This is a genomic window from Rhodohalobacter sulfatireducens (assembly GCF_022012475.1).
Taxonomy (GTDB): Bacteria; Bacteroidota; Rhodothermia; order Balneolales; family Balneolaceae; genus Rhodohalobacter; species Rhodohalobacter sulfatireducens.
Map to the genome: position 1 here is coordinate 1 of NZ_JAKLWS010000068.1, position 3,486 is coordinate 3,486.

1 protein-coding gene and 2 pseudogenes are annotated in these 3,486 nt (G+C 39.4%); 1 reads left to right on the forward strand and 2 read right to left on the reverse strand.

Going from position 1 to position 3,486, the window contains the following annotated elements; genetic code table 11:
- A pseudogene (locus L6773_RS20975) lies at positions 1 to 303 on the reverse strand (rhodanese-related sulfurtransferase); the annotation flags it as partial.
- 269 nt (positions 304 to 572) lie between these two features.
- Between L6773_RS20975 and L6773_RS20980 the strand changes: the two are divergent.
- The gene (locus L6773_RS20980) at positions 573 to 2,846 is read left to right on the forward strand and encodes a hypothetical protein (RefSeq protein WP_237856637.1); all 2,274 of its coding nucleotides are present in this window, start codon (positions 573 to 575) and stop codon (positions 2,844 to 2,846) included.
- 451 nt (positions 2,847 to 3,297) lie between these two features.
- Here the strand turns inward: L6773_RS20980 and L6773_RS20985 are convergent.
- Positions 3,298 to 3,486: pseudogene (locus L6773_RS20985) on the reverse strand (rhodanese-related sulfurtransferase); the annotation flags it as partial.

Below are 3,486 nucleotides of genomic sequence, written 5' to 3' on the forward strand. Positions count from 1 at the left end.
AATAGCCACAAGTTCATCGCGCACTTTGCAGATCAGTTTTGCGAATGGAACAGTGTCATCCTCGTCGGTTTTAAACTGTGTATCTTCAAAACCCTTTATACTCCACAAGAACTCTTTATATTTCTGTATTTGTTCGGGTGTACCGCCCAATGTCCCGTTAATTCCCTCTTGCCCGATATACACTCGTCCCTTCACGCCAAGATCTTTCATCTTTTGTTTATGTTCATTGCAAAATGTTTCGGGATCAAATCGGAAATCTGAGTGTAGAAAAACACAAATTGATGAATTCCAATCTCTGGAAATTCTAATCAGAACGAACAGAACGATGTGCTCTCCATGAATTTCGCAATGCCTTTTTGTTTAAATTTTCTGTAGATGATTGCTATTACCGTCTGGAAAATTTTCTATTGCGGCAAAAAGTTAATCTGATTTATCTTTTCTGGTTGTGTATGAAATTCCATTACTGCCTGAATCTTTCTGACCTACTTTGATAAGGAGTTTCGTATTCTAATACACAGAGAAAATCGATTCTATTCATCTCAGCTAAATCATAGTATAATATTCAGTTTAATATGGTAGGCAAACAATTTTCTATTCGAGTCCTCTTTCTGCTAACTATCCTTCTTTCAGCAGTTCAATGTTCGGATTCTCCCTCTTCTGTCGATGATTCCAATAATAAAGAACCCGTACAAGATGAAAACGAAGTTTGTGAAAGCCTCGAGATACAATCTGATTCTGCAGAACCGGGTGATATCATAACTGTCGAAGGGTTTTCAGATGAACTTGGCGAGGATGCAATCGCCTGGATGAAAGATCCTGAAAATCCAGGTTCGAAAGCACCAATCATTTTTTTTCAGGATACAGCTAATGAATCCGCTGATTTCATATTACCGATTCACCCACAGGAATGGATGAATGGTGGAAAGGTCAACATCGAATTTGTAGAGGAAAACCAAGAATTTACTTGTTCAGGATTTACTTTTACTGTCGAACCACTAACCCCAAGCCCCGGGGAGACAGAACGATTTATATCAGCCTATCAAGATGGCCTAAAACAACTAATTGAGCATTTGGGATATAATCCAGACAATCTCATTGGCAAACCTACTAAAGAGGTCGATCTAGCCGTAGCCCCTATGCATATGGCACTTCGTGCTCTTGATTCAGATAAATTTGAAAATAATCTAATGGCTATTATGGACGGCAGTGCACCTATTTACGGTAATGAACCTCTGCCCAAAAATGCTAAAAATGTGATTGATGCTCTATTTGCAAAAACAAAAATGACAGAAAATGTCAAAAAACATTTCTCTTCGTTGCTGCAAGAGCTTGAAAATCTTTCCAAATCAAAGAATTTTCAAAAACCAAAGAGTTTCGAGAACTCTGCTCCTGAAGGTACAAATTCACCCGGCTTTGTCTCCAACATGATGAAAGTTCAGAGTTATTATGAAAATCAACTTACTGGAGACCAAGGAACTGTTTTAGAGCTGGCTCAACTCTCCACAGATATGCTAACAATCACTTTTGGGCTGGCAAGTTTTGCAACGGCTGGAGCTACTGCACCATTTGCAGTGGCTGCAGGTGCATCTTCTTTGGCATTGTCAGTATATAGCTTAATGGCCCAAGCCTGTGCTTACATTCTTCCAGGACAATTAACATCATTCATCACCGAAACCGAGCCTATAATATTTAATGAGGATTCTGAAATAACCGGTGAATGGGAAACTTTAATGACAGTCGAAAGTAGAGATTTTGAAATAACTGGTTCTGATATTGCAGGTTACGCTTTGGAATTTTGGGACCCAATGAGCGCCGGAGCAGTTAAAGAAACAATCGGTGCACTTCATACTGAATTTCTAAAATTATTTAGAGACCTGGGTATGACATTTTGGGGAGTTACTGATGAAACGGGTATTGAGTGGGAGAAAAATTATTGGCAAATAGTTGTTGTCCCGGAACGGGATAATGAGAGAGATTATTTTGAGTGGGAACTCGTACCTCTTGAGAGTTACAATGGAGGTCCGGCATTTGAGATCTGCAGTGATTGCAACGATGCGAATCTTGGATATCGGCCGCTTCAGGAAGGAAAAGCTGAACTTAGAATCAAAGCTTATGCAGAACCTTTTAACTTTCCTACAACACCAATAGAAACTCAAGAAGTTGTTGTTAACCCAATTAATATTGAAATAACACCACAAAATCCTAGGATTCTTTTAAAAGATGTTGAAGCGGGCAAAACTGTTGATTTATCGGCAACCGTGGAATATGCTGAAAATAAACTGCTTAGATGGACATCTGAAAAAGGTGTTATTGAGCCTAAAGATAAACTTGCACACAATATTTCATATAAACCTCCAGCTAAAACAGGAACATATGAAGTTACTGCAGAAGCCATTACAGAAGATGGACCGAGAGAAGGCAGAGTACCTCCCAGAACAGAAAATACCTATGTTTTTGTAGAAGAAGAAGAGGAAGGCTGTGCTCATTTTGATGAAGATAATGCAAAAACAGTGAGAGTGGAAGCCAGTGGATCATACAATAATACTTCGGAAGGTTCTGATTTCAGTATCTCATACGCATTTATGGATGCAGATGAAGAGTCCGAGAGTGCTTGTACCGACTATGGAGCAGCCTTAGAAGATGATATCTCATTGCCGTGGTCATACGAGAAAAGAATGAGTCCTCCTTTTAGTGCATCTATAAATATTGTGGGACTTGAAAATCATACCAATAACATGAAGCTTACCATCTATGTTGACGATGAAGCTGTTGCTGAATATACTGTAGATGGTTTTTTGGAAGATGATGAAATTGAACCAGAAGACGGTTTAGTCCACGCAGAGTAATAAAACATTTAAGTGTTGATATTCATCGTAGTCAAACGCTACGTCGAATATCGGAAACCTTTAAATCGTAAGAACTAAGTGTAGAAAAACACAAGTTCATGAATGCCGATCCCAAGAATTTGTAATTACAAAGAATACAACGTTATGTCCACCGTGAAAATCGCAGAGCTTTTGTGGTTAACTTTTCTATAAACGATTGCTTTTACAGGCTGGTGTATTTTAAGGCTAAACCAACGAAAAATGATGGCGCAATCGTCTCACTTGTGCCCCAACAGTAAGCACGAGCGAGACGCTCGCGCTATTTCTTTATATTATTTTACACTTGTTTCATCGATCTGCTATGAAATAAAAAACACTGTGCTATGCTCCGTATAAAAGGCATCAGTGTAGCTCTCCACCTTCCGTCTCGCAGAAAACACCGTGACGAGATCAGTCAGTCCATCGCTCAATTTTACTTCTCCTGCAATTCCCGCTCCTTAAACTCATCATCAAAATAGTTGTACCACTTTCGGAATGGCCGGAATGCATTATCGGGATCGAAAGGACGTTTGAACTCACTCTGTTTGCACTCTTCGCTGCAACAGCCGTCCATTATTTTGGCACCTTCCTCTGAGCAGACAAACAGTTTATTACACTCCAT